The organism is Sphingobium sp. KCTC 72723 (genome assembly GCF_014280435.1).
Classification (GTDB): Bacteria; Pseudomonadota; Alphaproteobacteria; order Sphingomonadales; family Sphingomonadaceae; genus Sphingobium.
Window position 1 is genome coordinate 4,156,854 of sequence record NZ_CP060388.1, and the last position, 25,436, is coordinate 4,182,289.

At 63.5% G+C, this 25,436-nt stretch carries 28 protein-coding genes; 15 read left to right on the forward strand and 13 right to left on the reverse strand.

Annotated elements, in window-relative coordinates:
• Positions 1 to 423: 423 nt before the first annotated feature.
• The 7 genes from SPBM01_RS20220 to SPBM01_RS20250 form a co-directional block, all read right to left on the reverse strand.
• The gene (locus SPBM01_RS20220; protein WP_188063241.1) at positions 424 to 1,617 is read right to left on the reverse strand and encodes an IS91 family transposase; all 1,194 of its coding nucleotides are present in this window, start codon (positions 1,615 to 1,617) and stop codon (positions 424 to 426) included.
• 4 nt (positions 1,618 to 1,621) lie between these two features.
• A complete protein-coding gene (locus tag SPBM01_RS20225) occupies positions 1,622 to 2,527 on the reverse strand; it encodes a tyrosine-type recombinase/integrase (protein WP_188063242.1) in 906 nt (301 codons plus the stop codon).
• Between the two features lie 196 nt (positions 2,528 to 2,723).
• The gene (locus tag SPBM01_RS20230) at positions 2,724 to 3,038 is read right to left on the reverse strand and encodes a hypothetical protein (protein WP_188063243.1); all 315 of its coding nucleotides are present in this window, start codon (positions 3,036 to 3,038) and stop codon (positions 2,724 to 2,726) included.
• Positions 3,038 to 3,760: a hypothetical protein gene (locus SPBM01_RS20235; protein WP_223177753.1), complete on the reverse strand. Its 723-nt coding sequence runs from the start codon at positions 3,758 to 3,760 to the stop codon at positions 3,038 to 3,040. Before SPBM01_RS20235 ends, SPBM01_RS20230 begins: the two co-directional genes overlap by 1 nt.
• Before the next feature lie 539 nt (positions 3,761 to 4,299).
• Positions 4,300 to 5,493 (reverse strand): IS91 family transposase, encoded by a 1,194-nt coding sequence (locus SPBM01_RS20240; RefSeq protein ID WP_188063245.1) that lies wholly within the window; start codon positions 5,491 to 5,493, stop codon positions 4,300 to 4,302.
• A gap of 4 nt (positions 5,494 to 5,497) precedes the next feature.
• Positions 5,498 to 6,403 (reverse strand): tyrosine-type recombinase/integrase, encoded by a 906-nt coding sequence (locus SPBM01_RS20245; protein WP_088189994.1) that lies wholly within the window; start codon positions 6,401 to 6,403, stop codon positions 5,498 to 5,500.
• 239 nt (positions 6,404 to 6,642) lie between these two features.
• Positions 6,643 to 7,263, reverse strand: coding sequence for a c-type cytochrome (locus SPBM01_RS20250; RefSeq protein ID WP_188063246.1), 621 nt, complete (start codon positions 7,261 to 7,263; stop codon positions 6,643 to 6,645).
• 187 nt (positions 7,264 to 7,450) lie between these two features.
• Here SPBM01_RS20250 and SPBM01_RS20255 point away from each other — a divergent pair, with 187 nt between their 5' ends.
• The 8 genes from SPBM01_RS20255 to SPBM01_RS20290 all read left to right on the forward strand — a co-directional run bounded on the left by SPBM01_RS20255 (position 7,451) and on the right by SPBM01_RS20290 (position 12,574).
• Positions 7,451 to 8,341 carry a prephenate dehydratase gene (locus SPBM01_RS20255; protein WP_188063247.1) on the forward strand — a complete coding sequence of 297 codons (891 nt, stop codon included), beginning with the start codon at positions 7,451 to 7,453 and terminating at the stop codon, positions 8,339 to 8,341.
• A 56-nt stretch (positions 8,342 to 8,397) separates the two neighbouring features.
• Positions 8,398 to 9,126 carry a sterol desaturase family protein gene (locus tag SPBM01_RS20260; RefSeq protein ID WP_188063248.1) on the forward strand — a complete coding sequence of 243 codons (729 nt, stop codon included), beginning with the start codon at positions 8,398 to 8,400 and terminating at the stop codon, positions 9,124 to 9,126.
• Positions 9,123 to 9,572, forward strand: a complete 450-nt coding sequence (locus SPBM01_RS20265; protein WP_410483016.1) for a DUF2141 domain-containing protein — start codon at positions 9,123 to 9,125, stop codon at positions 9,570 to 9,572. Before SPBM01_RS20260 ends, SPBM01_RS20265 begins: the two co-directional genes overlap by 4 nt.
• A gap of 71 nt (positions 9,573 to 9,643) precedes the next feature.
• Positions 9,644 to 10,486 carry a MipA/OmpV family protein gene (locus SPBM01_RS20270; protein ID WP_188063249.1) on the forward strand — a complete coding sequence of 281 codons (843 nt, stop codon included), beginning with the start codon at positions 9,644 to 9,646 and terminating at the stop codon, positions 10,484 to 10,486.
• An 81-nt stretch (positions 10,487 to 10,567) separates the two neighbouring features.
• Positions 10,568 to 11,479: a tetratricopeptide repeat protein gene (locus SPBM01_RS20275; RefSeq protein ID WP_188063250.1), complete on the forward strand. Its 912-nt coding sequence runs from the start codon at positions 10,568 to 10,570 to the stop codon at positions 11,477 to 11,479.
• Between the two features lie 11 nt (positions 11,480 to 11,490).
• Positions 11,491 to 12,105, forward strand: coding sequence for an LON peptidase substrate-binding domain-containing protein (locus SPBM01_RS20280; RefSeq protein WP_188063251.1), 615 nt, complete (start codon positions 11,491 to 11,493; stop codon positions 12,103 to 12,105).
• Positions 12,102 to 12,284, forward strand: coding sequence for a Trm112 family protein (locus SPBM01_RS20285; protein WP_188063252.1), 183 nt, complete (start codon positions 12,102 to 12,104; stop codon positions 12,282 to 12,284). The genes SPBM01_RS20280 and SPBM01_RS20285 overlap by 4 nt, the downstream gene beginning before the upstream one ends.
• 59 nt (positions 12,285 to 12,343) lie before the next feature.
• Positions 12,344 to 12,574 carry a GIY-YIG nuclease family protein gene (locus tag SPBM01_RS20290; protein WP_262504276.1) on the forward strand — a complete coding sequence of 77 codons (231 nt, stop codon included), beginning with the start codon at positions 12,344 to 12,346 and terminating at the stop codon, positions 12,572 to 12,574.
• Between the two features lie 118 nt (positions 12,575 to 12,692).
• Here the strand turns inward: SPBM01_RS20290 and SPBM01_RS20295 are convergent, their stop codons facing one another.
• From SPBM01_RS20295 to SPBM01_RS20315, 5 genes are all read right to left on the reverse strand, one after another.
• Entirely contained in the window at positions 12,693 to 13,118 is a 426-nt protein-coding gene (locus SPBM01_RS20295; RefSeq protein ID WP_188063253.1) for a RidA family protein, read from the reverse strand.
• Between the two features lie 17 nt (positions 13,119 to 13,135).
• Positions 13,136 to 14,401, reverse strand: a complete 1,266-nt coding sequence (locus tag SPBM01_RS20300) for an aminotransferase class V-fold PLP-dependent enzyme (protein WP_188063254.1) — start codon at positions 14,399 to 14,401, stop codon at positions 13,136 to 13,138.
• The gene (locus tag SPBM01_RS20305) at positions 14,398 to 15,534 is read right to left on the reverse strand and encodes an aminotransferase class I/II-fold pyridoxal phosphate-dependent enzyme (protein ID WP_188063255.1); all 1,137 of its coding nucleotides are present in this window, start codon (positions 15,532 to 15,534) and stop codon (positions 14,398 to 14,400) included. The genes SPBM01_RS20300 and SPBM01_RS20305 overlap by 4 nt, the downstream gene beginning before the upstream one ends.
• 63 nt (positions 15,535 to 15,597) lie before the next feature.
• Complete coding sequence (locus tag SPBM01_RS20310) at positions 15,598 to 18,216, reverse strand: TonB-dependent receptor plug domain-containing protein (protein WP_188063256.1); 2,619 nt, start codon at positions 18,214 to 18,216, stop codon at positions 15,598 to 15,600.
• A gap of 201 nt (positions 18,217 to 18,417) precedes the next feature.
• Positions 18,418 to 19,002 (reverse strand): TlpA family protein disulfide reductase, encoded by a 585-nt coding sequence (locus SPBM01_RS20315; RefSeq protein ID WP_188063257.1) that lies wholly within the window; start codon positions 19,000 to 19,002, stop codon positions 18,418 to 18,420.
• Positions 19,003 to 19,045: 43 nt separating this feature from the next.
• Between SPBM01_RS20315 and argH the strand changes: the two genes are divergently transcribed.
• From argH to SPBM01_RS20335, 4 genes are all read left to right on the forward strand, one after another.
• The gene (argH, locus tag SPBM01_RS20320) at positions 19,046 to 20,407 is read left to right on the forward strand and encodes an argininosuccinate lyase (RefSeq protein ID WP_188063258.1); all 1,362 of its coding nucleotides are present in this window, start codon (positions 19,046 to 19,048) and stop codon (positions 20,405 to 20,407) included.
• Complete coding sequence (locus SPBM01_RS20325; RefSeq protein ID WP_188063259.1) at positions 20,404 to 20,661, forward strand: hypothetical protein; 258 nt, start codon at positions 20,404 to 20,406, stop codon at positions 20,659 to 20,661. Before argH ends, SPBM01_RS20325 begins: the two co-directional genes overlap by 4 nt.
• Positions 20,662 to 20,737: 76 nt before the next feature.
• Positions 20,738 to 22,003 carry a diaminopimelate decarboxylase gene (lysA, locus tag SPBM01_RS20330; protein ID WP_188063260.1) on the forward strand — a complete coding sequence of 422 codons (1,266 nt, stop codon included), beginning with the start codon at positions 20,738 to 20,740 and terminating at the stop codon, positions 22,001 to 22,003.
• Positions 22,003 to 22,776, forward strand: coding sequence for a bifunctional precorrin-2 dehydrogenase/sirohydrochlorin ferrochelatase (locus tag SPBM01_RS20335; RefSeq protein ID WP_188063261.1), 774 nt, complete (start codon positions 22,003 to 22,005; stop codon positions 22,774 to 22,776). Before lysA ends, SPBM01_RS20335 begins: the two co-directional genes overlap by 1 nt.
• Here SPBM01_RS20335 and SPBM01_RS20340 read toward each other — a convergent pair.
• Positions 22,766 to 23,383: a response regulator transcription factor gene (locus SPBM01_RS20340; protein ID WP_188063262.1), complete on the reverse strand. Its 618-nt coding sequence runs from the start codon at positions 23,381 to 23,383 to the stop codon at positions 22,766 to 22,768. The two genes, SPBM01_RS20335 and SPBM01_RS20340, sit on opposite strands and share 11 nt — an antisense overlap.
• A 148-nt stretch (positions 23,384 to 23,531) precedes the next feature.
• On the opposite strand from SPBM01_RS20340, the gene SPBM01_RS20345 reads away from it, so the two are divergent.
• From SPBM01_RS20345 to SPBM01_RS20355, 3 genes are read left to right on the forward strand one after another with little or no spacing between them, the layout of a single operon-like run.
• Entirely contained in the window at positions 23,532 to 23,672 is a 141-nt protein-coding gene (locus tag SPBM01_RS20345; RefSeq protein ID WP_188063263.1) for a hypothetical protein, read from the forward strand.
• Positions 23,669 to 24,481 carry a hypothetical protein gene (locus SPBM01_RS20350; protein WP_188063264.1) on the forward strand — a complete coding sequence of 271 codons (813 nt, stop codon included), beginning with the start codon at positions 23,669 to 23,671 and terminating at the stop codon, positions 24,479 to 24,481. Before SPBM01_RS20345 ends, SPBM01_RS20350 begins: the two co-directional genes overlap by 4 nt.
• A complete protein-coding gene (locus SPBM01_RS20355; RefSeq protein WP_188063265.1) occupies positions 24,469 to 25,410 on the forward strand; it encodes a transposase in 942 nt (313 codons plus the stop codon). Before SPBM01_RS20350 ends, SPBM01_RS20355 begins: the two co-directional genes overlap by 13 nt.
• Positions 25,411 to 25,436 lie beyond the last annotated feature (26 nt).

Consider the following 25,436-nt stretch of genomic DNA (forward strand, 5'->3'; position numbering starts at 1 on the left):
GTCAGCTGCCCGCCAATGCTTTGGTGGGGCAGCTGGGCGCTCTCTTCCCGTTCCATTTTTCGTCCGAAGGTGGATAATCCGTTCACTGCAAGGCCGTAGCGATTTAGGCGGGCGATATGCCCTCGATGGTGAAGGGTTTCGGACGCTTGCGTACGAAAGCCTCCCATGCAGGAACCCGCGGGCCCAACAGGATGACCTATGGGGATTTAAGCTTTGGGCTGGTTTGGTCGAGTGGAGCGGAGGCGTCGATTGACGCGCGACGCTGGCGGCGCAGCCGGCGTTGGTGTGCTTTAGGTATATGTCGGCGGGTTTCGCCGTGACGCTGCCAGGGTCCGAAGTCGGGATAGCCGATGGCAGGCACAAGCCTTGTCCCTGGCCACAGCGCGGGGCGCACGGCCATTGTTGCAGGTTGATCATGCCGGGTCATGACGCGAACTCCCGGATCGGGAGGAGCAACGGTGGCGGTGCTCGTGGCTGACACCAGCGTGCGAAAGTCTCGATGACGACCATCCGCCCGCCGCAACACGGGCATGGTGAGCAGGTGTCGAGCGGAGCATCAGGCGTCGGCACCTCCGGCTCAGACGGAACGGCCAGCAGTCTGCGGGCGAGCGCGAGATTATCCCTGCGCGTTGCGCTGGCGAGCAGGCCGTAGTGTCGGATGCGATGGAAGCCACGCGGCAGGACATGCAGCAGGAAGCGGCGGATAAACTCGTTGGCGGTCAGGGTCATGATTTGGTGGCGTTCAGCGCCGTCGTGTCGATAATCCTTGTAGCGGAGCGTGACGCCGTCCTGGTCGAAGCTGATCAACCGCCGGTTCGAGATGGCGACCCGGTGGGTATAGCGCGACAGATAGGCGAGCACTGCCTCGGGACCAGCAAAGGGTGGTTTTGCGTACACAACCCAGCGCTTTTGCCGCACCGGTGCCAGGTGCCGCAGGAAGGTCCGGCGGTCAGCCAGATTGCTCATGGCTCCAAAGAAGTTGAGCTGCCCTGCATCATGAAGGGCGATGAGCCGGGTGAGGAAGATGCGGCGGAAAAGCTTTCCCAGAACACGTACCGGCAGGAGGAAGGCGGGACGCGAGGATATCCAGCGCGTCCCGTCGTGCGCGATGCCCCCGCCTGGCACGATCATGTGGACATGGGGATGGTGGGTCATGGCTGATCCCCATGTATGGAGCACCGCCGTGATGCCGATCCGGGCACCCAGATGCTTGGGATCGGCGGCAATGGTCATCATCGTCTCTGACGCTGCCCGGAACAGCAGATCATAGACCAGCGTCTTGTTCTGCCATGCGATGTTGGCGATCTGGGCCGGAAGCGTGAACACGACATGAAAGTAGCCGACCGGCAGCAGGTCGGCCTCGCGCTCGGCCAGCCAGGTGCGCGCGGCTGCGCCCTGGCACTTGGGGCAGTGTCGGTTCCGACAGCTGTTATAGGCGATCCGCCAATGCCCGCAGTCCTCGCAGGCCTCGACATGGCCGCCCAGAGCAGCGGTGCGGCAATGTTCAACCGCGGACATCACCCTGAGCTGGTGCAGGCTGAGATGACCGGCATGTGCTATCCGGTAAGCAGGCCCGGCGGACCGGAAGATGTCGGCGACCTCAATGTTGGGGCGCACCGCCTCAACCGGCGGGCACCTTCCCCTCCATCAACGCCATCAGCGTGTCGAGCGGGCCCGATACGGCGTGGATCGTTCGGGTGGAGACCTTGGTATAGAGAGCCGTCGTCTCGAGTTTGCTGTGGCCAAGCAGGACCTGGATCACGCGGATATCGACATTCTGTTCCAGGAGATGCGTTGCGAAGGAGTGACGCAGGGTGTGGGGGCTGATGCGTTTGCGGATTCCCGCCACTTCGGCAGCCTCCTGAACGGCCCGGTGCAGTTGCCGCGTCGATATTGGATCAGTGATATTCTGGCCTGGTAACAGCCAGCCATGCGGGATCAGGACACCGTGCTTCCTGCCCTCGCGCCACCACATCCGCAGCAGTTCGAGCAGTTGCGGCGAAAGCATGGCATTACGGTCCTTGCCGCCCTTGCCCTGTTCGATACGGATCAGCATACGCTGGCTGTCGATATCGTCGACCTTGAGGTGGGCAACCTCCGACACACGCAGGCCCGCGCCGTAGGCCACGCCCAACGCCGCCTTATACTTGATACTCGCGGCGGCCTGGAGCAACTGCGCGGCTTCTTCGACGCTCAGCACTTGCGGTAGTCGGGGCACGTTACGGGTGATCACCAGTGCGCGTGACAGATCCCGCCGCTTGAGCGTGGTCGTGAACAGGAAGCGCAGCGCCGACACCGCGCCGTTGATCGTGCTCGGCCTGACGCCGCTCTCATGCTGCATTAACTGAAAGCTGCGCAGATCCTCTTCCGTTGCCGTATCGGGCGGGCGGCCCAGAAAGGCGGCCAGACGCTTCACATGGCGGATATAATCCTTCTGTGTATGGGGCCCAAGACCTCGCATTATCATGTCGTGCTGCATCCGTTGACGCAGTGGGCTGATCGGAGCAGTATTGATCGAGACAGTCATGGCAAGTTCCTCTTCGTTGAAGGAACTTCCAACCTCAGACGGCGACCTCGCCCCGCCAAAGGCCCTTATTTACAGCACTACGACGCCCCACGCGACCCTCCCGCGAAGCGGGTTCGTGCAGGGGTGGATAGCAGACGGTCCGATTTTTTGAGCTGCCCAGGCCAATTGAGATGCCAAGATAGTCTAACGGTGTTTGTCAGTCGCAAGACTCGGGTGGAGTAAGCCTGCTGAGCAGAGCTGGAACTGCACGATATCCTCGGTCGGTGAGGCGATATTGCAGTATTTGAACAGAGGCCACCTGCTCGCTTGCTTCGGTCATCCAACCATATTCACTCAGACAATGCCAGAACTGCGCATTCGGGCTGCTGTGTATCGTCGTGCCGACACCGGCATCATTTTCAAGCAATAAGGAGAGAATTGAGCGATCCCCGGCAGAGAGCGATCCATATAAAAGCTTAATTTCAGGATCGCACGCCAATGCCTCGGTGATTTCGTCGAAGATGGTCATCATCAGCTTCTCAAATAATCTTCCATCATGGCGACGTGGCGGAGTTGAAGCGTGACCTTCTCGCAAAAGCCACTTCTCGGTTGCGGCGCAGGTTCGAAATCATCGGGACAATCGCTGAAGCCGATGTGATCGGCGCGCTGAAGTTTGTCGAACGCTTCCCATCGTTCGGCCTTCGCATAACAGTCGAGACGGAAGCCTTCGACTACGATGAAGCCCGGAACTTCCTTTTCCTTTCCCCACCAGAAAATAGCGCGCCGTCCGGTGGGGCGCAGCCATTCGGCTAGCTTGGGAACAAGTAGAAGGGCGTTGCTAGGGGCGGGAGTCCAAACGCGATCTCCCGGGGTGACACTGGTCAGTCGGTCGAACGACGATTCAAGATCGATGCCAGCGTAGAATGGGCAGTGGCGGCCTTCGCTTCCATCGGGCCGGCGTAGATTGAACCTGCTGGTCAAGGGTTCATTATGGAAAAGGTCCACTTCGCGATGCAGATTAGCAAGGCCAGCCAAATTCCTACGTTCTAGAAATACGACCCTTCGGGCGATCATGGCCGCCGTATCTTCGGGATATCCGCGATGTCTGGCCATCGCATTCGCGTAGGCGGCCACCTGCTTCATATCGAGCTCAACGTCTCCTCCATAGCAGTCGGGCTGCGTGGGCAAGCCCGATACGACGTTCTGTTGAACGGGTGGTGTCGTTCGCCTGCCGAATACACGCTTGAGGATCACGTCGGTTGCTGCCTGTCAGTTCAAACATTGGCCGACGTTGAACATGACGGCTGACAATACGCTCGCTTTTAGCGAGCATCTCTTAAGATTTGATCTCTGTGCCGACGACAAAGCCGATCGCAGACAGATGTCTGCTTTTGGTCGGCGGCGGACCGGCAGCTTTTCCCTCGCCAGATGGGCCGGTCGAATCTGAACGAATGGCCGCTTCCGGGAGATGAGAATGAGCCGCTGGATGGCCACAAATGTGAAGGGTTTCGGGCGCTTGCGTACGAAAGCCTCCAGTGCAGGAACCCGCGGGCCCCATGTGCTGGTCTATGGGTAAAAAGGCTTTGGGATGGTGCTGGCGGGTAAGCGCTGCCGATCCAGAAGTGCCGCTGCTGGTCCGATCAACGTGATTTCGTGCGGCGTCAGATTGCTAGGTGCGTTTGTTTTGCTGGCCGGTGTGCCCTGGGCCCGGCGTAATTCTATGATGGGCATGCACTGGGTCATCGGCCAGGACACCATGGGCGTGACCGTCATGCAAGGCGAGCCATGCCGGATCATGGCGCATGTCTCCGGGCGGGCGGCGCTGGCTGCGGCGGAGCGCGCGGTTGGTACCAGCGGACGAGGGTTTCGACGATAGTCATATGCCCGCCGCAACATGGGCATGGCGGTCGATGATCGGGCAGCTTGTCGGGCTCGGGTTCCTCGATCGGCGCAGCAACGCCCAGCAGCCTGCGGGCGAGCGCCATGGCCTCCTTGTGCGTCGAACTGGCGAGCAGACCGTAATGCCGGATACGGTGGAAGCCACGCGGCAGGACATGGATCAGGAAGCGGCGGATGAACTCGTCGGTCGCCAGCGTCATGACCTGCTGGCGTTCGGCCCCGTCGCGGCGATAGTCCTTATAGCGGAAGGTCACGCCGGTCTCGTCGAAGCCGATGAGGCGCCGGTTCGAGATGGCGACACGGTGGGTATAGCGCGAGAGATAGGCCAGCACCGCCTGCGGCCCTGCAAATGGCGGTTTGGCATAGACCACCCAGCGCTTCTTACGGATGGGCGACAGATATCGCAGTAAGGCCTTACGCGAGGCCAGGCCCGCCAAGGCGTTGAAGAAGGCCAGCTTCCCAGCGTCGAACAACGCCAGCAGGCGTGTGAGGAACAGTCGGCGGAACAACGCGCCCAGCACGCGCACCGGCAGTAGGAAGGCTGGACGTGACGAGATCCAACGCTTGCCGTCCAGCGTGATACCGCCGCCGGGTACGATCATGTGCACATGCGGGTGGTGAGTCAGTGCCGATCCCCAGGTGTGCAGGACGGCGGTGATGCCGACCCGCGCGCCGAGGTGTTTGGGATCGGCGCCGATGGTCAGCATCGTGTCCGCAGCTGCGCGGAACAGCAGGTCATAGACCACCGCCTTGTTCTGCCAGGCGATGTCAGCGATCTCGGCGGGCACGGTGAACACGACGTGGAAGTAGCCGACCGGCAACAGATCAGCCTCGCGCGCGGCCAGCCAGGTGCGCGCTGCGGCGCCCTGACATTTGGGGCAATGCCGGTTGCGGCAGGAGTTATAGGCGATCCGCCAATGCCCGCAGTCGTCGCAGGCCTCGACGTGGCCGCCCAGCGCGGCGGTGCGGCAGTTCTCGATCGCCGTCATGACCTTGAGCTGGCCGAGACTGAGATGCCCGGCATGGGCTGCGCGATACGCTGGCCCGGCGCTACGGAAGATGTCGGCGACCTCGAGTGAGGTGCGCACCGGTTCAACCGGGAGGACCCCTGCCTTCCATCACGGCAACGATCTGGTCGAGCGGACTGGCCACCGCCCGCATGGTCTTGCTCGAAACCTGAGTATAGATGCCGGTGGTGTTGATGTTCACGTGTCCCAGCAGGACCTGGATGACGCGGATATCGACACCCTGCTCGAGCAGGTGAGTGGCGAACGAATGCCGCAATGTGTGCGGGCTTACCCGCTTGTAGATCTCGGCGCGCTCAGCTGCTTCCTGCACGACGCGATGCAACTGGCGCGCTGAGACCGGATCCGTGCCGTTGCGGCCAGGGAACAGCCAGCCATGCGGCAACATCACTCCGCGCCGCTTGCCTTCGCGCCACCATTGGCGAAGCAAATCGAGCAGGTGCGGTGAGAGCATGGCGTTGCGATCCTTGCGTCCTTTGCCCTGCTCGACACGGATGATCATGCGCTCGCTGTCGATGTCATCGACCTTGAGGTGGGCAACCTCCGAGACGCGCAGGCCCGCGCCATAGGCAACGCTGAGGGCTGCTTTGTATTTGATGCCTGGCGCAGCCTCGAGCAGCCGCGCTGTCTCCTCAACGCTCAAAACCACCCGCAATTTGGGTGTGAAGCGAACGACGACAAGCCCCAGCGCCATCTCCGGTCGCTTGAGAGTTATACTGAACAGGAAGCGCAGTGCCGATACGGCTCCATTGATTGTTGCCGGACCAACGGCGCGTTCATGCTGATCAATCTGAAAGCGCCGGAGGTCTTCGATCGTGGCCGTATCGGGAGGGCGACCGAGAAACGCGGCAAATGATCGGACGTGCCGGATATAGTCCTTCTGCGTGTGCTCCCCAAATCCACGCATCGTCATGTCCTGCAACATACGCTCGCGCAGTGAATTGTTCGGGGTCGGGGAAGTGATGGCATCCATGGTGAGTTCCTTTCCGTTGAAGGAACTCCACGGTCGCGAGGCGACATCGCCGCTCGCAAAGCCTGAACAATACTACGCTACGTCACCCCAAGCGACCCTCCCGCGGAGCGGGTTCGTGCAATGGCGCATTCCCGCCATCCGCCTCAGCCATATTTCGTACCCGTAAACAGAAAGGGCGCAGCACCATCGTGCCACGCCCGTTTTCTATCTCTCTCCGACCGGCGAACCGATCGCCCTGCTTATTCCGCCGCGTTGGCCGCTGCGTTTTCGGCGGGGGCTTCTGTCGCGTTACCAGCTTCGGCGGCGTTCGCGCCTTCTTCCGCTGCGGCTGGCGCGGCATCGGCGGCGGGGAGGGGGAGGTTGGAGCCTTGGGTGTTGAGCCAGGCGATCAGGTTGGCGCGGTCGACCGGGTTGCCAAGGCCAGCGAAGGTCATCTTGGTGCCGGGCGCATATTCGCGCGGGCTGGTCAGCCACTTGTCCAGTGCTTCGAACGTCCAGTTGCCCGGAACCGACTTCAAGGCTTCGGAATAGGCGAAGCCGGCGACATGGCCGTGCGCCTTGCCAACCGCACCGAACAGGTTGGGACCGATGCCATTGGCACCGCCCGACGTGACGGTGTGGCACGCGGCGCACTTGGCGAACACCTTTTCACCGGCAGCCACATCGGCGCTGGCGAGCAGGGTGTTGAGGCCGGGACCGGCAGCAGCGCCTGCGCCTTCGGCTTCGACGCCTTCGATGGCGTAGCCCATTTTTTCGGGGCGTTCGTCATGGAAATATTTGGAACTGACGATCGCGCCGCCCAGCGCTATGATCCCCGCGAACAGCGCCCAGCCCGCTACGGTGTTGAAACGATCGCCCATTTCGCTCGATTTCCCTTGCGTTTCTGTCTTGGCGGCTGTCTTCCGCGCCCCCTCTTGTGCGCTGCCATAATGGCGGGAACGCGAGTGTGCAAGCCGGGTTGGCACGGGAAATGCGCGGTCTGGCTTTGCGCGCCGCCCTGCCGATGCTTGCACGGGGGCGGTCAACTGCCTAAGCGGCCAAGCATCCATGGAAAACTATCCCGCACCCGCGCGCGCGATCGTCGCGCAATTGGCCCAAAAGGCCGCCGCCGATCCGGCGCGCGCCGTCGCCTATCAGGGCGCGCCCGGCGCCAATTCGCATCTGGCGGCGCTCGGCTACGCCCCCGATTGCGTGCCGTTGCCATGCTTTGCGTTCGAAGATGCAATTGATGCAGTGCGGAACGGTCAGGCGGCGCGCGCCATCATCCCGATCGAAAACAGCCTGCATGGCCGGGTGGCGGACATGCATTTCCTGCTGCCCGAATCGGGGCTGCACATCATCGACGAATATTTCCTGCGCATCCGCCATTGCCTGATGGCGCCGGACGACAGCCCGGTCAAAAGCGCGATCAGCCACCCGCAGGCGCTGGGCCAGTGCCGCCATTATCTGCGCGAACGCGGGATTCAGCCCGTCGCCTATGCCGACACGGCGGGCGCGGCGGCGCTGGTGGCGGAAAACCGCCTGCCCGGCGAAGGCGCGATCGCGCCCTATCTGGCGGCGGAACTTTATGGCCTGCGCCTGATCGCCGAGAATATCGAGGATAGCGACGATAATATGACGCGCTTCCTGGTGCTGGCGCGCGAACCCAAGATGCCGGTGGCCAATGTCGGCCCGGTGATGACGACATTTTTGTTCGAGGTGAAGAATGTCCCCGCCGCGCTCTATAAGGCGATGGGCGGTTTTGCGACGAACGGCGTCAACATGACCAAGCTGGAAAGCTATCAGCGCGGCGCGAGTTTCGCCGCGACGGAATTTTTCTGCGATATTGAGGGGATGCCGGGCGATCCGGCAGTCGACCGGGCGCTCGCGGAGTTGGAATTTCATACCAAATGGGTGCGGCAACTGGGCAGTTACCGGCAGGCGCGTCCAAGAACCTGAGGCATAGCCAATCCGGTTGGTGACGGGCGGACGGGGTGCGGCTATAGGGACCGGCAATGGTCGCAGCTATCCTCTATTCCGCCGTGGCGATGAGCGTCATCGTCGGCGTGCGTTACCTGATCGCCAGCGGCGGATTCGCGCTGGCGACGCGGCTGCGCCAGCCGGGCCTGTATCGCGGGCTGGACCGGCAGATCGCACGCGAAATCTCCTGGTCACTGGCGTCCGCCTTCATCTATGGCATTCCGGCGGGGGTCGTTGCGTGGGGGTGGCAGGCGCGCGGCTGGACCAAAATATATAGCGACATGGACAGTTACCCGCTCTGGTATCTGCCGCTGTCGGTGATTGTCTATCTCGCTGTCCATGACACATGGTTTTACTGGACCCACAGGTGGATGCACCGGCCAAAGCTGTTCCGCATCGCCCATGCCGTCCACCATGCAAGCCGCCCGCCGACGGCGTGGGCGGCGATGAGTTTTCACCCGTGGGAAGCGTTGACCGGCGCGGTGGTCATCCCCGCGCTGGTGCTGCTGGTGCCGATCCATGTCGGCGCGCTGGCCGTGGTGCTGAGCATCATGACGGTGATGGGGGTCAGCAATCATATGGGGTGGGAAATGTTCCCGCGCGCTTTGGTGCGCGGACCGGCGGGCCGGTGGCTGATTACTGCGACCCATCATCAGCGGCATCATGACTTTTATAATTGCAATTACGGTCTGTATTTCCGGGTGTGGGACCGGCTGTGCGGCACCGATAAGGGGCTGGGCGATTTTGCGAAGGTGAAGGCGTGACGCGGCGTGCTTTGGCCGCGTTGCTGGCGATGGCGGGATTGACCGGGGCTGCGCCGGTCACGCAACCGCAGGGGCTGAGCATGGCAGTGGAAGGGATGCGATCGGCCAGGGGGCAGCTGTTGGTATGCGTCACCCGCACGCCCGCTTATTTCCCCGATTGCAGCCATGACCCCGACAAGCGCCATTTTGCGGTCGCGGCGCAGGGCGCGGCCAAAGGCGGGGCAGTGTCACTCGGCATGTTGACGCCCGGCGACTATGCCATTGCCATCGTCCATGACGAAAATGGCAATGGCAAGCTGGACACGTTCGCGGGCATCCCGCGCGAAGGGGTGGGCTTTTCCCGCAACCCGGTGCTGCGCTTTGGCGCGCCCAGTTTCCGGTCGGCCAGCTTCCCGGTCGCAGGCGGCCCGGTGGAACAGGATATTCGCGTCAAATATTTCCTGTGAAGTGCGCGGGGAACCTGCAACAGTTCTGAAACATTATTGCCCCCGACAGCCATTGTCGCATCAGGGGTCCTATGAACCAGCTTTCCCGCATCTTCGCTTTCTCGCTCTGTTTCGCCGCTGCCACGCCTGTGCTGGCGCAGGAGGTGGAGGATCATAGCAGCCTGACGGTGGGCGTGGGGCTGGCCGCGCTTCCCAGCTATGAAGGGTCGGATAGTTCGCGCACGATCGTGGGACCGCAGGTGCGCGGCAAGCTGCACGATTATGCGTTCTGGACGCGCGGCCCGGCGCTGTTCATCGATGCCATCCCCAATCGCGACGACAGCGGCATCGACCTGCAACTTGGCCCGGTGCTGGGCGCGCGGTTCGACCGGACGAGCCGCAAGGCGATCAACGATCGCGCAGTCGAGGCGCTGGGCAAGCGCGACGTGGCGATCGAAGTCGGCGGCTTCGTGGGCGTGGGCAAGACCGGGATCATCACCAGCGCCTATGACAATCTGTCTGCGCGGGTCGCGGTGACCAAGGATGTCGCGGGCGCGCATGAAAGCTATATCGTCACGCCTGCGATCGAATATTTCACGCCATTGTCGATCAAGAGCTTCGTCGGGCTGGCGCTGTCGGCCGATTATGTCGGCAAGAAATATGGCCGCTATTATTTCGACGTGACCCCGGCGCAGGCGATTGCCAGCGGCCTGCCCGCCTATGGCAATGCCGGGTCCAAATCAGGCTTTCGCCGCGTCAACGCCAACATTACCGGCGGCTATTCCCTGTCGGGCGACATTCGCCGGGGCTGGACCATCTTCGCGCTGGGCGGCTATTCGCGGATGCTGGGTCGCTATGCCGACAGTCCGGTGGTCGCCATCGCCGGGTCGAAGGACCAGTGGATCGGCGCATTGGGCGTAGGCTATACTTTTTAACCGATCTTGCGCGTGAAGGGTGACGCTTCCCATATTGGAAGATATGGCAAGCGGCATACCGCATAGGCAGGAGAATGAAGCGTGGCGACCCTGGGATTGAGCGAAGCGGACAAGGCAGCAGTCGAGGCGTTTCGCCGCGACGTGGTGGACCCGTCGCGCACTCAGTTGGTGATCGTGGATTTCTGGGCCGAATGGTGCGGTCCGTGCAAGCAACTGACCCCGGTGATCGAAAAAGTGTGCGCCGATTATGCGGCCAAGGGCGTCAGCCTGGTCAAGGTCAATGTCGACGAAAATGGCTTCATCGCCAGCCAGTTTCGCGTCCAGTCCATCCCCACCGTCTATGCCGTTTTTCAGGGGCAGCCCGTCGCTGATCTCTCCCAGGCGCGAACCGAGGGGCAGTTGAAGCAGATGATCGACCAGCTGCTGGCCCAATTGCCGATCGAATCGGACGAAAAGGCGCAGCTTGTGGAAATCGCGCCGATGATCGCCATGGCGGAGGAGATGCTGGCGCAGGGTGACGCAGAGCGTGCCTTGTCGGCATTCATGCAGATTGCCGATATGGTGCCGGACAATGTCGATGTGGCGGCGGGACTGGCGCGGGCTTTGATCGCGCTGGGCGATCTGGACGATGCGCAAGCGGTGCTGGATGCGCTGCCCGCCGAAGCGGCCAAGCATGGCGCGGTCGCGTCGGCCCGCGCGGCGATTGCACTGGCGCGCGATGTCCGCCCGGTGGCGGATCTTTCGGCGGTAGAGGCGCGGGTTGCCGCCGATCCCGACGATCATGCAGCGCGCTTTGAACTGGCGGGCGGGCTGATGGCCAATGGCGACCGCGACGGCGCGGCAGAAGCGCTGCTGGACATCGTGCGGCGCGACCGGACGTGGCAGGACGGCGCAGCGCGCACGCAATTGCTCACCATATTCGAAGCTGTGGGTCTGGAAGACCCATGGGTGTCGGCGCAGCGGCGCAAGCTGTCGCAAATCCTGTTTTCATAAAGGCGCCGACCATGCCCATCGCCCGCGTCTCCATATTCCCCTTGTCGGGCGCGCTGCTGCTGCCGGGCATGGACCTGCCGCTGCATATTTTCGAGCCGCGTTATCGCGCGCTGATCCATGACGCCATGGCGCGCGACCGACGCATCGGCATGATCCAGCCACGCAGCGAAGGGCCGGTGCCGAGCCTGTTCGATGTCGGGTGCCTGGGTCATGTCAGCCAGATCGAGGCGCTGGACGACGGGCGCTTCAACATCATCCTGACGGGACTGGCCCGGTTCCGGTTCGTGCGCGAATTGCCGGTGACGACGCAATTCCGCCAGATCGAGGCGGATGTGGAGCAGGCGCCGCAGGAAGATGAAACGCTGCACATGGTGGAGCGGGCTGCATTGGAGCAGGAATCGCGCCGCTTTGCCGATTCGCTTGGCTATGTGGTCGATTGGACCGCCGTGTCGCGGCTGGACGATACGGCGCTGGTCAACGGCATCGCCCAGATCGCGCCGTTCGACCCGGCGGCCAAGCAGACGCTGCTGGAAGCGGACACGCTGTCCGAACGGTCGGAGCGGATCATCCAGCTGATGCAGATCGTCGGCCGGATCGAACGTGACGGCGGGGCGACGATGCAGTGACACAGGATGGGCCACCGATCGACCCATGGTTGCTGGAAAAGCTGGTCTGCCCGCTGACCCGCACGCCGCTACGCTGGGACGGCGCGCGCCATGCGCTGCTGTCCGACGCGGCGGGACTGGCTTATCCCGTGCGCGACGGCGTGCCGGTGCTGCTGGTGCGCGAAGCGGTAGCGATCTAGTCGATGACCCGACCCGACCTCCGTTCGTCCTGAGCCTGTCGAAGGACGCCCGCCGACATATGGCTTTCCACGCTTATCTTTTGCGATGCAGCGACGGCAGCTTCTACGCCGGGCATACGGATGATTTGGAAAGCCGCATCGCTGCGCATCAGATGGGTTTGCTTCAGGGCTATACCATTTCACGCAGGCCCGTCTTTCTGGTGTGGACCGAAGGCTTTGGCACGCGGGACGAGGCATTGTCCGCAGAACGGCGAATCAAGGTTGGTCGCGTGCGAAAAAGCAGGCTTTGATCGACGGCGATTGGGACCGATTGCGCCTGTTGGCACGAAACCGACAAGCGCGCGGTGAGGCTGGCGCGCGTCCTTCGACAGGCTCAGGACGAACGGATATTGGTTGATGTGACGCAAGTCATTTGAACGCGGCGATACATTCCACTTCCAGCGGCGCGCCCAGTGCCAGCCCGTCCGCGCCGAACGCGCTGCGGGCGGGCAGGCGGTGTCCCTTGAAATAGGGCAGATAGGCGGCGTTGAAACGGGGCCAGTCGGCCATGTCGTCCAGCATTACAGTGCATTTGACGATGTGGCCAAAGCCCAGGCCATTATCCTTCAATATCTTGCCGATCGAATCCATCGCGCCCCGGACGGCGGCGTCGAACCCGTCCTTATGCGCGTCCATCCCCTGCGGCACCTGCCCGATCTGGCCGGACATATAGAGCGTGTCGCCCACGCGGACGGCGGGGGAGAAGGGCAGGCTGGCAGGCATCGGCTGGGGCGCGGGCTGGGCCAGGGCGGGCGTGGCGGTCAGCAACAGGGCGAGCAGAAGGGGGAGCTTCATGGATATTCTCCTGTTTCTCAGGCGCGGGGGAGGGTGTTGAGCAACCGCTCCACATCCCTGCCATCGTTGAACACCGATGGCGATATGCGCAGATGATGGTCGTGCAGCGACAGGCGCACGCCCGCCTTTGCGAGCGGCGCGGCGAGGCGCGTCTTGGCGTCGGGCAGCAGCGCCGTGAGTAGCGGCGCAGTGGTGCCGGGCGGGGTGATGAGGACATAGCCCTTTGCGCGCAACCCTTCGCGCAATTCGCCGATCAATGCCTGCGCATGGCGCTGGATCGCGGCGACGCCGAGCGATGCGATATAATCCATCGCATGGTCGAGCGCGGCGGTAATCCCCTGCGCATAGGTGCCGGTGCCGAAATGGCCGAGCGTGCCGGGGCGCACACTGTAGCTGGTCGGGGCATCGCCCGGCGGGTCCATCGGAAAGACATGGGTTTGCGGCGGCGACAGGCCGATACCCGGCGGCGCACCGGGGGCAGCAAAGCCATAATAGCCATATTCGCTGCGCGGCAGGGCATCCAGCACGCCGCGCCGGGCATAGAGGAAGCCAAGCCCGAAATCGCCCATCAGCCATTTATAGGTGGCGCAGGCGGCGAAATCGACCCCGCTGGCGTGCAGGTCCACCGGCACCGCGCCCGCCGCATGGATGATGTCGGCATAGACCAGCGCGCCGGCGGCGTGCGCGATGTCGCACACGGTTTTTAGGTCATGCTGGAAGCCATTATAGGTGGAGACGAGCGACAGGCTGACCAATGTCGTGCCGGGTGTGATGGCGCGGGCCATGTCCTCGATGGCGATGCGGCCGTCGCGCGCCTGAACCCAGGCGACGTCCACGCCCTGTTTTGCCATTTCCTGATACATGGGGAAGGCGGCGTAGAAATGGAGCGTATCGGTGACGACCCGGCCTCTGTTGGCCGGGAAGCCCAGCGCGCGCAGCACCGCTTGCTCGCCCATGGTGGTGGACTGGACCCAGGTGACTTCGTCCGGGGCCGCGCCGACCAATGCCGCGAATTTGGCGATCAGCTTCGCGCGGTCCACCGGCGGCCGGGCCATGGCGAAGGGATCGAGCGTGCGGGCGGCGACATAGGCGTCCATCGCGGCGCGCGCGCCCAGGCTGATCGGATGAGTCGATGCGCTGTCGAAATAGGCGAGCGGGGTGGCGGCGAAGCTGGCCTTGTCGGGCAGGGACGGGGCAGAGGCCGGAGTCGCCGCACGGGCCGCCTGCGCCGCCAGCGGCAGCGCGACTGCCGCGCCCAGCGCCTGACGACGGCTCAGCGTCATGCCAGAATCTTGATGAAGGCGGCCTTGAACGCCTGCATTTCGGCGGGTGTGCCAAAGGAGACGCGGACCCAGTCGTCCATATGTTTGCGCGGGCCGCCGATGAAGATTTTCTGCGCGGCAAGCGCGGCGGTGACGTCCGCGCCGGGGCGGTCGACATGGATCATCGCAAAGCTCGCCTCGCCGGGCAGATAGCGCATCCCGCGCGCGGCGAGCCAGGCGTAGAGATCGTCGCGCACGGCCTTGTTCGCGGCCTTGCGGCTGGTGAGCAGCGTGGGGTCCAGCAGGCTGGCTTCCGCCGCGATCACGGCGGGCATCGGCGTGATGTTGGTGCCGTAACGGGCCATGCCGTCGAGCAGATCCTTGCGCCCGGCAATCAGGCCGCAGCGCAATCCTGCTAGGCCGTAAATCTTGGAGAAAGTGCGCGTCACCAGCACGTCCGCGCCCCTGGCGACCAGATCGAGGCAGGAGGTTGCGTCGCTGAAATGAATATAGGCTTCGTCGATCAGCAGGATTGCGCCCTTGGGCTTGTTGGCCAGCAGCCAGTCGATATCGGCGCGGGTCGTGACAAGGCCGGTGGGGTTGTTGGGGTTGCACAGATAATAGACGCCTGCGTCCGGCGCAGCGGCCAGCAATGTGCGCGGGTCGGCGGCGAAATCGCCCGATAATGGCACCGCGACCGACCGGGTGATGCTCTGGTCGTTCAGGCCCAGAAAGCCCTGATCGAAGGTCGGTTCGAAATAGGCGATCGGGCGGTCGGGCGTGGAATAGGTCAGCGCGACCGAACGGAGCGGCATGAAGGAACCGGGATGAACCTGAACCTGATCGGGCATCAGGCCGTTCTGCCGCGCGAACAGGCTTTCCAGTTGCCCGGCAAAGGCCATGCCATAGCGCCCCGATAATGGCGGCAGTTGCGCCAGCGCCGCGAGCGCGGCGGGGCAGGGACCGACGGGATGTTCGTTGCTGTTGAGGAAGATGCCGTCGCTCAGCGTGGCGACCATGCCCGCCGGGTCGTCGGGCAATGCGACCTTGCGCCCGCGCTGGGCCAAAGCAGGTGTCGCAGCGGCAATCGACGTGGCCGCCACCGCCCCGCGCATCAGCATCCGGCGGGACATTATGTCAGGCAATCGGCTCATGCAGTCCCCTCCATAGGAAAAGGGCCGGTTCGTTTCCGAACCGGCCCTCCTTCGTGACGTAGATTAGAATTTGAAGTCGATACGCGCGTAATAATAGCCGCCTGCCGTGCCGTAGGGGCCATGGCCATAGGGGCTGTTATAGGAACCAGCGCCGTTTTGGTATGGCGACACGCCGGGATTGACGACAACCCCCGTGCCGGTCACCAGCTTGGGCACTTCGGGAACCTTGTCGAACAGGTTGTTCGCACCAATCGAGAAGGTCACATTGTCGGTGAAGTCGTAACCGACTTCCAGATCGGTGATGATCGCCGATTTGACCACGCCGTTGAAGTAGAGCTGGTTGGCATTGACGCCATTGACCAGCGCCCCGTCGGCGATCAGGAAGCCGCCGCTAGGCACCACGCCGCTGCCCACGCCCGGACGCACAAGGATGCTGGTCTTGGCATAGAGGGTTTCGCGCAGATTGACGGTCAGCCTGTCTGCCTTGAGCAGCGCACCGAAGCCGACCTTATATTTGGGCGTCGTGTCTTCGATATTGCTTTCCGACGCCGCGTTGAACAGCGGATATCCGACCTTGTTGTTGGTGATCTTCGTCTTGTTATAGTTGCCGTTCACCGACAGGTTCAGCGAGCCAAAGCCCAGTGAAACCGGATAGGCGATGGAGAAGTCCACGCCCGTCGTCTTGGTGTCGATACCGTTGGTGAAGCTTTGCACACCCACGGTCTGGAGCGCAGTGTCGAGGACGATGCCCGCAGCGGCAAGAGCGCTGAAGATCGCGGCGGCGCCGGGCTGGACCACGCCACCCTGAACGGCGTTACGCGACGCGGTAGCAGCAATACGATCCTTGATCTTGATCATATAGGCATCGACCGTGATCGCCAGCTTTGGCACCGGACGCATAACGATACCGGCCGAGAAGTTCTTCGATTTTTCCGGGCCGAGTGGGCCAAAGCCCAGCAGCGCGGCGGCCGGGGTGCCGGCGGGCAGCTGTGCCACCGCGCTGGTCGGCCCCACGTTGATCGTCGAATATTTCTGTTCGGCCAGTGTTGGAGCGCGGAAGCCGGTGCTGGCCGTGCCGCGAATTGCGAAAGCATCCGAGAAATCGTAGCGGGTCGTGATCTTGCCGATCAGCGTATCGCCAAAATCGGTATAGTCTTCATAACGCCCGGCAAGATCGACGCTCCAGCCTTCGACCGGCTCGGCGATGAAGTTGATATAGCCAGCCTTCGAACTACGGTTGAACTTGCCTGCGTCGGTGTTCTTGTAACCGGGGAAGGATTGCACGCCGGTCTTGTAGGTCGAGTAGAAATCGCCCTGGACGATTTCATAGGTGTCCTTGCGATATTCGCCGCCGAAAGCGAAGGTCAGGGGCGACGCCATGCCCGCGTCAAATTCCTTGCGGATGTCGGCGGTGACCGTGGTCTGGCTCAGGCGGAAGCCACCGTCATACGCCTTGTCAGGCGTATTGGGGACGCCCACGCCCAGCCGGGCTGCGGCAAAGCTTTCCTGCCACACTTCGCGATGCGCGGAATTTTCGGTCCAGATGTCGTTCTTCTGATGCCCGTAGCTGGTGCTGAGATCATAGTTCCAGCCGCCGCCGACTTCACCCTTGGCACCGACGGTGAAGCTATACTCATCCTCGATCACATGCTGCAACGGGACCATGCCGAACGTGCCGGTGTCGCTGTAGCAGATGTTGGGGTCATAAGCGGCGGTGGTGACTGCGCCGCCAAGGTTGCCGGTTTCGTAGCAGATGCGCTTGGGATGACGATAACCCTGCTTGGCCCAGCCTTCGCGGCGGGCGACATCGCCAAAGGCATAGACTTCAACGCCACCGAAATCATAGCCTGCGTTGACGAACAGCAGGTTGAGTTCGGTCTTGGGCTGGCCGCCGTTGATGTTGGCGAGCGCGTCGCCGGTCAGGTTGGACCATTGCGCCGGTGCGTTGGGCTGAAGCGTGCCGTCGGCCTTCGTCACCTGAACCTGGCCGTCGCCCAGCGTGGTATAATCCTGACGGCGATGGAACAGGCTGATGTTCATGAAGCCGTCTTCGCCCAGCTTCACGCCATAATTGCCGGAGATGGAGAAGAGTTCGCCCTGGCTGTCATAATGCTGACCGCCGGTAATCTTGATCGAACCGCCTTCGGCATCATCCTTGAGGATGAAGTTGATAACGCCTGCGATGGCGTCGGTGCCGTAAACGGCTGCTGCGCCTTCCTGAAATACTTCGACCTGCTTGACCGAATCTGGCGGGATCAGGTCGATGCTGGGCGCGGCCGAGCCGGAGAAGGCACCCAGAACCTGAAGGATGCCATTGCCGTGGCGACGCTTGCCATTGACCAGAACCAGCGTGTGGTTGGGTGACAGGCCGCGCAGGCGGGCGGATAGCGAGAAGCTGGAAAGGTCAGTACCCTGCGTCTGCGCCGTGAAGGACGGAACGATCTGGGTCAGTACCTGGTTAAGGTTGGGCTGGCCGACATGGGCGATGGCATCTTCGCCCAACACCTGGATGGGCGCTGCGCTGTCGGCGGCCTGCATACCCACGGCGCGCGTGCCGGTGACGATGATCGCGGTGCCTTCATCGACCTGCGGTGCTTCCTGCGGCACTTCTTGCGCGATGGCGCAGGCCGACCAGGACGATGCCAGGATCAAGGAAAGTTTCAGTGCGGAAAAGCGTGTCATTCATGCCCCCTGTTCAATATCTTTTGATGACAAGGGGATGGACGAAGCTGAAACGCGAAGCCGCTAGTGCGCTGCACAAAATTTGAAATATTTTTGGTTTAGGCGATCATCGCGGTAGCAGAAATGGCCAGTTGCCCGATAAAGGCGTCATGGTGCGCCGCATCATATATGCAGCGCACCCGATATAGACAGCGTGCAGGGTCAGGATGCCATCGCCGCGTCGATCAGCGCCTTGGCCTCTGCGCCTTCCCAATCCATCGCGCCGATCACTCGCACCATTTCCTTGCCCTGCGCGTCATACAGGACGGTTGTAGGCAACAGGCCAGTGGCATAGTCGAAGCCGAAATGATTTTCAGGGTCGGCCCAGCCTTTCAAATGGGGCAGATCATGTTTGGCGAAGAAGGGTTTGACGGCCTTTTCGCCCTGCGTATCCTGAGAAATGGTCAGCACGGCCAGCCCCTTTGGCCCATAGGTCGCGGCGATCCGGTCGAGCGTGGGCATTTCCGCGACGCAGGGGGTACACCATGTGGCCCACAGGTTGACCAGCATCGGCTTGCCGGCAAAATCCTGCAACGTCGTTTCGCCGCCATCGGGATTCTGGAAGGCAAAGGTCGGCGCGGGCGTCCCCGCCTTGCTGCGGTCGAGCCTGTAGTTGAACGCGCCATCCTCTTTCGACGCGGCGTTGCCGGACGCGGGAACCTCATCGCTCATGCTCGCATTGGCTTGCCCAGCGGGCGGGGATTGCCTATCGCAAGCCGCCAGTCCGGCGGTCAGGAGCAGTAACATCAGCGCGCGCGAAACAGGTTCCAAGGGAGAAGGCTCCAACAGCATGTGGGGTGGCCGGTTCGCCGCCGGCCCGGCGTCTGTGATGCGAGAGATAAATGCCTCCATCCCCTTCGACAAGCGATTGTGGAAACAGGATATCGCCGGGTCCAAGGCGCATGTCGCGATGCTGGCCAAACAGGGCATCGTCGAGGGCGAGGATGCGCAGGCGATTACCGAGGGGCTGAACCGGGTTGCGGCGGAATATGAAGCCGACGGCGTGCCGGTCAACATGGACCTGGAAGACATCCATATGGTCACGGAGTCGCGGCTGGCCGAGTTGATCGGCCCGGTCGCGGGGCGGCTGCACACCGCGCGCAGCCGTAACGATCAGGTGGCGACCGATTTTCGCCTGTGGGTGCGCGACGCGATGGATGAGGTCGACGCGGGTCTTGCCGGATTGCAGGCCGCGTTGCTGACGCGGGCCGAGGATCATGCCGACGCAGTGATGCCGGGCTTTACCCATCTGCAATCGGCGCAGCCAGTCACGCTGGGCCATCATCTGATGGCCTATCATGAAATGATTCGTCGCGACCGCAGCCGCTTTGCCGATGCGCGGGTGCGGATGAACGAATGTCCGCTGGGTGCCGCCGCGCTTGCTGGCACGGGCTTCCCGATCGACCGGCACGCGACCGCAGCGGCTTTGGGCTTTGCCCGGCCGACCGACAACAGCCTGGACAGCGTATCCGACCGCGACTTCGCGCTCGATTATCTGATGGCGGCAACGCAACTGGCGCTGCATCTGTCGCGGCTGGCGGAAGAATTCGTCATCTGGGCCAGCCAGCCCTTCGGCTTTATCAAGCTGCCCGACGCCTATTCGACCGGCAGTTCGATCATGCCGCAAAAGCGCAATCCCGATGCTGCCGAACTGGTGCGGGGCCATGCGGGCCGGGTGATGGGTTGCATGACCAGCCTGTGCGTCACGATGAAGGGGCTGCCGCTGGCTTATTCCAAGGATATGCAGGACGACAAGCCGCCTGTGTTCGAGGCACATGACCTGATCGGCCTGTCGATCGCGGCGATGACGGGCATGGTCGAAACCGTGACGTTCCGCACCGACCGGATGCGCGCCCTTGCCGAAAGCGGCTTTGCGACTGCCACGGATCTGGCCGACTGGTTGGTGCGCGAAGGCAATATTCCCTTCCGCGAGGCGCATCATATTACCGGGCGCGCGGTCGCGGCGGCGGAAAGCGCAGGGGTGCAACTGGCCGACCTGCCGATCGAGACGCTTCAGGCCATCGACGCGCGGATCGACGATCGTATCTATGCCGTGCTGACGGTCGATGCGTCGGTCGCCAGCCGCCAGAGCCATGGCGGCACCGCGCCGAGCCAGGTGCGCGCGCGGATCGCGGAAGCGAAAGGAGCATGAGGATGCGCGGTCTTGTCACGCTGGGGTTCGTCATACTGGCGCTGTCGGCCTGCGGCGGTCGCCAGCCGTTGAAGCCGGTGAAGGATCAGGCCTTGCCCGCCGTGCCGGTGGGCGCGGCGACTGCGCCAACGGCCATGGACCTGATGCAGGCCAGCACCCAGGCCCGGCCGCAACGCAACGTGGAATTGCTGACCCAGTCGCAAAAGCGGCAAGCGGACGAATTTGACCTGCCGCCTGAAAAAAAGCCAAAATAAGCAAGAATTGGCGTAAAATCGGATCGTCATTGCTTCGCTGCGCTCGCAATGACGCACTAAACTACAGGACAAGAATTTGGACCATTTCGACTATGTGGACGGTGCCATGCAGGTGGAGCAGGTGCCGATGGCGGCGATCGCCGACGCGGTCGGCACGCCGGTCTATATCTATTCCACCGCGACGCTGGAGCGGCATGTCTCTGTGTTCCGCGCCGGTCTGGCCAGCCTCGACAATCCGCTGATCGCCTTTGCGGTAAAGGCCAACCCCAATGCCGCCGTGCTGGCGACGCTGGCGCAGCTGGGTCTGGGCGCGGACGTGGTGTCGGGCGGCGAATTGCTGCGCGCGGTCGCGGCGGGGATTCCTGCCGACCGGATCGTCTTTTCCGGCGTGGGCAAGACGGCGGACGAAATGCGGCTGGCGCTGGACCATGGCATTTTCCAGTTCAATCTGGAAAGCGAGCCGGAAGCCGAAATGCTGTCGGACGTCGCACTGTCGATGGGCAGGCGCGCCCCTGTGGCCTATCGCATCAACCCGGATGTCGATGCTGGCACCCATGCCAAGATTTCGACCGGCAAGTCGGAAAACAAGTTCGGCATCCCTTATGACCGGGCGCTGGAATCCTATGCCGCCGCGCGCGATCTGCCCGGCCTGGATGTGCAGGGGGTGGCGGTCCATATCGGCAGCCAGTTGACGGACCTGGCTCCGCTGGAGGCGGCTTTCGTCAAGGTCGGCGCACTGGTCGAGAAGCTGCGGGCGGCGGGGCATGACATTCGCACCGCCGATCTGGGCGGTGGCCTTGGCGTCCCCTATGATCCCTCGCAACCTTTGCCACCCAGCCCCGCCGATTATGGCGCGATGGTGACGCGCGTGACGCAGGACTGGCCCGTGCGGCTGATGTTCGAACCGGGCCGGGTGATCGTGGGCAATGCCGGGGCGCTGCTGTCGCGGGTCGTCCGGGTGAAGCAGGGCGCAAAAGCCCCCTTCGTCATCGTGGACGCGGCCATGAACGACCTGCTGCGTCCCAGCCTTTATGACGCATGGCATGATATTCGCGCCGTTGCGCCCACGGGCGAACGGGCGGCGGCCAATGTCGTGGGTCCGGTATGCGAGACGGGCGATACCTTTGCCATGCACCGCGATCTGGACGTGGTGCAGGCGGGCGATCTGGTCGCCTTCATGACAGCGGGCGCCTATGGCGCGACGATGGCGGGGACGTATAACAGCCGCCCGCTGACCCCCGAAGTGCTGGTAACGGGCGACAAATGGGCCGTGGTGCGCGCCCGTCCACCGATCGAGGCGCTGATCGAGGGTGACACTATTCCCGACTGGCTGGCGCAGTAATGCACAGCCTGCCCGTTTTCATCCGCCTGACGGGCAGGCCCGTAATCCTGACCGGGACCGGCGAAGCGGCCGACGCCAAGCGCCGCTTGCTGGAACGGGCAGGCGCGCGGATCGTGGGCGAGGATGACGGGGAGGCGCGCATCGCCATCGTGTCGGATGGCGATGGGGCGACGGCGCAGCGGTTGCGCGCGCGTGGCGTGCTGGTCAATGCGACCGATAATCCCGACCTGTGCGATTTTACTTTGCCCGCGATCGTGGACCGTGATCCGGTGCTGATCGCGATCGGCACCGGCGGGGCGTCGGCAGGGCTGGCCAAGGCGCTGCGGCAACGGTTCGAAGCGATGCTGCCCGCGCGATTGGGGGCGCTGGCGACAGCCTTGTTCGATGCGCGGACGGCGATCCGCGCGCGCTGGCCCGATGCGGCGGCGCGGCGGCGGGCGATCGACGCGGGACTGGCACCGGGTGGAGCGATCGACCTGTTGCGGGCCGAAGCTGCCGATGGCGTGCCGCGCTGGATCGCGGGGCAGGGTGACATGGAAGCCACGCGGCTGGAGCCGATCAGGCTGGCGTCCAACGATCCAGACGACCTGACGCTGCGCGCGGCGCGATTATTGGGGGAGGCGGACCGGGTCTATCACCAGCCTGTCGTGTCGGCGGCAGTCCTGGACCGGGCGCGGGCCGATGCCGTGCGGATCATGGTGGACATGCCGCCAGCCGATCCCGGTGAGGGTCTGTCTTTGTGGGTGACGCTGGGCTTAAGCCTCAGCCGTTAGCGGCGCTCAATCGTTCGACTTCGTCATGCAACGCCTGAATGGAGGACACCAGCCGGGCGCGATCGACCTGCAATTCGCGCAGCGCTTCGCGGGTTTCCCCCAGTTCCACGGCACGCCGGGCGATGCGGGCATCCAGTTCGGCATTGTGCCGGGTCAGCGTTCCGAGCATTTCGGCGCGCTGGCACAAATGCCGCATCCGCGCGTCCAGCACGTCGAAATCGAACGGCTTGACCATATGGTCGTCCGCCCCGGCCTCCAGCGCCTCGACCGTGGACTGGCTGTCCAGCCGCCCCGCCAGCATCACGAAGCAGGCGTTGCCGGCAAGGTTGGCGGCGCGAATCTTCTTCATCGTCGCAACGGCGGGCAGCATGGTCAGCCCCATGTCGACCAGAATGATGTCGACCGGGTGCGTGACCAGCAGGTTGACGGCGACGAAACCATTTTCGGCCAGCGCCACGTCATAATTCAGATGCGACAGCCGCCGGGCGACAACCCCGCGCGCAGTGGGATTTTCGTCGATCAGCAACACGCGCAGGCGGCGCTGCGGGCGCGCGGCTTCGTCGATCGCTGCGGGACGACGGATGGTGTTGCGCTTGAAGAACTGCATGGTCGATGCCTCCTGCCTCACCGTCACGAATAGGATCGCTACGCAAAGAAATGGTTAACGCGGCATTTGCCACATTAACGCGATTTAATTGGTTCGCCTGCGGACCGCGCCATAGCCTGTGCTGGTTCATCCCTGACGGAGAAATGCGATGCCCCAGACCGTGCCTCAAATCGCCATCGACGATATTGCCGACCTGCCCGCAGGGACCAGCCTGTTCGGATTGCAGGACAATGATGTGCTGGACATCAGCCTGATGGACGTTGTGATCGCGATTATCGACCAGCCGTGATTCCGGCGAATCTGGCGGCGGCGCTCGCTGCCGCACAGGACGCGCCGGTGGCCGGGGCGCTGGAGCTGATCGCGCCCTATCTGCGCGACATCGGCTGGTTCGACGCGCTGCTGTCCAATGGTTGCGCCGCCATGGCCACCGACATCTGGCACCTGCCAGCGTTTCGGGCGAGTCGCAGCGGCGCGGCGCGCCACCTGATCCTTGCCCGGACGGAGCGGGTCTGGCTGTCCGCGACGGTCATCGACCCGTCTGCCCGCGCCGCGTCGCGGGTGCATTTTTCCGGCCGTCATAGCCTGTGCCGCCCGCTTAACCGCACGATGCACGGGGATATGTTCGTTCTGGACGGCGACCGGGCCGTGGGCGTGGACGCGCGGTCCTGCGCCGTCGGCGAATTGCTGGAACTGGACGAGGGGCATCAGACGCTGCGCATCCATGCAGGCGACACGCCGTTTATGCTGCTGCGCGCGCAGATTGCGCCTAAAGGTCCGGTGCATTCGCGCATCCATGATGGCGCAAGCGGCGCAGCGGTCGCCATCGCGCAGGCGGATGAGGGCCATGCCCGCGCGCTGATGCTGTTGTCGCTGCTGCGTGTGCAGGGGCGGACGGACGCGGCGGCGCAGTTTCATCAGGCGCTCGATACCCCGATTGGGGGGCAGCGCTGGGCGGTGATGCGCGAATATCTGGCGCTCGATACGCGCGCCGCGCTGCCTGTTTTGCGCGCGATGGTGGACAACGACATGGACGATGCCGTGCGCGTAGTGGCCGCCCAAACGCTTGACCAGCTGGAGCGCGTGCCATGCCCCGCCTGATCGCCCCGACGCAGGAGGATGCGGTCATCGACCTCGACGCACTGGTGGACTGGTGCGAAAGCGCAGCGTTCGATCCGCGCGATGCCGACGGGCTGGCGGCGGCGGCACCGATGTTGCAGGCGCTGGGGCGCAACCGCTCGTTTCTGGCCGACCTTGCGATCGCCGAACTCAAGACCCGTTGTGCCGGGCAGCGCCGCCATAATCCCTATTCGGCGCAAGTGATGCTGTTGCGCCCGCCGACCGGCCGCTATGTGCTGCGCGCGGCCTTCTGGCCTGCGCAAAACGACCATGTCGTGCGGATGAGCGGCACCGCGCCTTTCATCTACCATGTGCCGCACGACCATGGGTTCGATTTCCTGACGGTCGGCTATCTGGGGCCGGGCTATGGGTCGGACTATTATGCCTATGACGGCGATGTCGCGGGCGCGGAAGGAGAGGCGGTGGCGCTGCATTTCGTGGAGCGCAGTTACCTGAGCGAAGGGCGGACGTTGCTCTATCGCGCCAATCGCGACATTCATGCGCAATTGCCGCCTGCCTCGCTGTCCGTCTCGCTCAATATCCTGGCCAGCGCGCCCGATCAGGGCTGGCGGCGGCAATATCGTTTCGACATCGACAACAGTGCGATTGCCGAATGTATGACGGTGGCGAGTGCGCAATTGCTGCTGGAACTGGCGGTCGGATGCGGCAGCGGCAACGCCATGGACCTGGCGCAGGATTTTGCGCGGCACCACCCCGCCGACGCGATGCGCCGCACGGCGTTCGACGCGGTCGGCATGGCAGCGACGGACGATGCCGCCCGGCTGGCGCATTGGGAATGGGGCGTGCGCAGCGACAGCGCGCTGGTGCGGCATGGGGCGGAAGCGGCGCTGCGTCGCGTCCGTAACGGACCGGATTCGCCTTGTCTTTCTGCCGTCGGAACGGTCGAATGACGGGCATCGGCGGATAATGGATCGCA